Origin of the sequence: Micromonospora sp. RV43, assembly GCF_001029515.1 — a bacterium.
Classification (GTDB): domain Bacteria; phylum Actinomycetota; class Actinomycetes; order Mycobacteriales; family Micromonosporaceae; genus Micromonospora; species Micromonospora aurantiaca.
Map to the genome: position 1 here is coordinate 1 of NZ_LEKG01000326.1, position 3,191 is coordinate 3,191.

Below are 3,191 nucleotides of genomic sequence, written 5' to 3' on the forward strand. Positions count from 1 at the left end.
GGGTCAGATGTCGCGTGGGCCGAAAGCGCCGTGCTCGGCGCGGGCCCTGGCGAGGGCCCTCTCCCGGATCAGTTCGCTGGTGGTCGGCTCGTCGGGGACGGCTCGCTCGCGGCGCATCAGTCGCTCGCGGATTTCGGTCATCACCGGGCCGATCACGGACATGCCTCGCTTCAACCGGCGGTCTCGATCCTCGTCTGTTTCCCACCGGTTCTTCAGCGCGAGCGGTGGGGAGTGGCCCTCGACGCGGCGCCGCTCGGCGCGGATCTGGCGGACCAGCCGCCGGACGTGCGCCGGCATGATCCGGTCGGTCGACTCGCGGTAGTGCAGCGACACCGCGAGCTTGGCGTCCTCGAAGTCGAGGTCGCCGAGGTCTTGGTGCCAGGCCATCACGTCGGTCTCGCCGATCTTGCGGTAGTCGCGGGTGGAGGCGAGGCCCAACAGGAGGGCGACTTCGGAATGGTTCATCGGGATCCGCCCCTCTCTTCGAAGCGCTTGGCGAGGGCAAGGGCGTTAGCCATGCCCCGGTCGGCAGGGGATTGGTAGGCGTCCGGATCGACCGCAGTGCCGTTTGAGACGGCGAGCGCACGGCTGTCCGGCACCGGCCGGAGGTGACCGCCACGACGAGGCGGCTGCTGGTCGTCGGCCCGCAACATCCACTTCTGCCAGGCCATGTCCCAGTTGATCTTGGTGCAACCCTTTCCGGTCTCTGACCACCAGTGCAGGCAGAACTTCTCGTTTTCGCGGTCGAGGTCGATGCCGAGGTGCTTTCCGGCGGCCCAGTCGAGCAGGCGCTGACTCGGCTTCCAGTCCTCAGGGAGTCGTCTACCGCGCTTTGTTTTGGTGTCCGGCTTGGTGGGGGTAGGCGTCGCCGGAGGCGCGGGGGCCCCAGCCGAAGGCTGGGGATGAGGTTTGTGGTTTGAGGGTTGGGGACTTACGTACGGACCTTTACTAACCACAACCCCGTCGGAAGCCGATGCCCTACCCGATAGGCTATCGACCTGCGAAAACGTCTCTTCCGAGTAGGAAGGGGGTGGACTGGTCTCCGGAGACTGATCCGATTGGGAACCGGATAGGCTATCGGCTACCCCATCGACGGGTAGACCGAGCCGGTTGAACTCGAATGCGAGGGTTCGCCGAACTGACGCCGACTCCACTTCCTGCGCCGCCCGGATGATGACTGGCCGCCGCTTCGGGTTGCCGTAGCCGTTGTCCCACCGAACGAAAGACCGCACGAGAAGTTCCTCCGTGTCGGGGTCGACCACGATGAACCGGCCAGTCTCCAGCTCCTGAAGATCCGTCACGATGCTCTGCGGCGTGGTGTCCTTAGCGCAGCGGGACCACCGCTTGATGTTCAGCGACAGCACACCGGCCGCGCTGATGTCGGGCTGTGTACACAGCAGCAGAAACAGCCGCTGGCCCCCACCGGTGAGCGCCCGGAAGTCGTCGTTGCGCCAGATGGCCGTCAGGATGTTCGCGTATCTGCGCGACACAGGCACTCCTATGTCTTGGTGCTGGTCAGGGGCGGTATCTGGCTTGGTTGGTCAGCTCGGCGGCCGGATCGGCGGATCGGGGTTCATGGCCTTCCTCCTCTTGGCACCTCGGCGTAATTACATCGCCGTGTCTAGACGAAAGCTAGCACCCGGTATAGACAAGATCAAGCCGGGCGGGTCTATACCGTCGCTCTGATGCGTCTATATCGAATCGGATCCGGTATCCTGCCCGCTGTATAGACGTGTTGGAGGGCGGCAGGATGGTCGAGCGCCGAAAGCGACAGCCTGGTCCGGCTGCTACTGGTCGGCCGGCTCGGGACAAGCTGGGCACCTTCAAGCTGCCCCGGGTCGAGTGGGAGCTGTTCGGCGTCAACGCCGAAGGGCTGGAAACCGACCGGTCCGCCGAACTGCTGAACTTCGTCCGCTGGGTGATCCGCGATCCCCGAGCCGCAGCGCCTCGCCGCCCGGACGCCAGCGCGCCTCCGCCGGCCGTCGACCCGGATGCCCCGCCGATTCAGCTCGGCACCTTCCGACTGGCCACCGCCGAGTGGAAGGCCCTGGCGCTGGCCAGCCGAGCACTGAAGAGCAACAGCTCCGCGGAACTGCTGAACTTCGTCCGCTGGTTCAACCACGATCCCGGTGCCCGGCGACTCCGCCGCGCGCCGAGCAGGACAGCAGCACCCTCCACACTCTCGACCGCCGGTGCCCGCCGGCCGCCCGCACCCGAGGCCGCCAGCGAAGAACCCAAGGACGCGCTCGGCACATTCCGACTGCCGGGGCCGGAGTGGCGGGCCTTCAAGGGCAACACCAACAAGCTCGGCAGCAACCGCTCCGCCGAGCTGCTGAACTTGGTCCGCTGGGTCAACCACGACCCGCGCGGAAGGACGCCCCGCCGGCCGCCGGCCGCCGAACAGAGCTGACCCGCTCGTCACGCCACCACCCCCCACCGACCGTGGGAAGGGCTGTGCTGGTTCGCGCCGAGCGGCACCCCGCTCGCGATCCCGTGCTGCCTTCGGATCCGCAGGACGTGCCGGGGAGTCACCCCGATCCGCTCGCCGATCTCCCGGTCGTTCCACCTCCGTCGGGCCGCGATCCGGATCGCGGCCCGCTTCTCCGCAATGCTCAGCGGCCGGGCCGGCTCACCGGCGAGCGCCCGTTCCACCGCGACCAGGTCGACGTCGGTCAGCGACCCTGCGCCATACCACTGGCGCTGCGTCCGGGGGCGCTGCTTGCGGCGGCGGCGCACCGGCGGCCGCACCCTCACCGACCCGGGTGCCCGCCACGGCGACTGCGTCGGGCGCACCACGCCTGCCGGCACAACCGGCCACAGCAGCCCGTGGCCGACGAGCCGGCGCACCTGCCGCTGCACAGGCGCCCACGACCGGCGACGCAGCAGCACGGCGAGATGCCGCACCGTCGCCGGCGTTCCGCGCTCGTTGACGTGCTCGTCGACTGCGCAAAGCAGGTCCAGGGCCAGCCGGTCGCCCGGAGTCACGCTGCCCGCGCTTCGGCGGTCGGCGCGCGGCCGTCTTCGACGCCGCAGCGAGCGCACCGCTCGTTGCGTGCGAGGTGGCGGCGACGGGCGGAGTCGGTACCGCAGGGCAGTAGGTCGTTGGGGCCGGGCGCATCGGCACTGGTGGTGGTGGTCATCGCATCCCCTGGTAGTCCTGAAGCTGGGTAGGGGCGGGGATGTAGAGGGGG

Annotated in this window: 4 protein-coding genes; 1 reads left to right on the forward strand and 3 read right to left on the reverse strand. The window is 68.7% G+C overall.

Annotated features, from left to right (window positions below):
- Positions 1–3: 3 nt before the first annotated feature.
- Entirely contained in the window at positions 4–465 is a 462-nt protein-coding gene (locus ABD52_RS36790) for a hypothetical protein (RefSeq protein ID WP_047894802.1), read from the reverse strand.
- Complete coding sequence (locus tag ABD52_RS36795) at positions 462–1,490, reverse strand: hypothetical protein (RefSeq protein ID WP_047894803.1); 1,029 nt, start codon at positions 1,488–1,490, stop codon at positions 462–464. Before ABD52_RS36795 ends, ABD52_RS36790 begins: the two co-directional genes overlap by 4 nt.
- 260 nt (positions 1,491–1,750) lie before the next feature.
- Here ABD52_RS36795 and ABD52_RS36800 point away from each other — a divergent pair, with 260 nt between their 5' ends.
- A complete protein-coding gene (locus tag ABD52_RS36800) occupies positions 1,751–2,410 on the forward strand; it encodes a hypothetical protein (protein WP_047894804.1) in 660 nt (219 codons plus the stop codon).
- A gap of 8 nt (positions 2,411–2,418) precedes the next feature.
- Here the strand turns inward: ABD52_RS36800 and ABD52_RS36805 are convergent, their stop codons facing one another.
- Positions 2,419–2,985 carry a hypothetical protein gene (locus tag ABD52_RS36805; protein WP_047894805.1) on the reverse strand — a complete coding sequence of 189 codons (567 nt, stop codon included), beginning with the start codon at positions 2,983–2,985 and terminating at the stop codon, positions 2,419–2,421.
- Between the last annotated feature and the right edge of the window lie 206 nt (positions 2,986–3,191).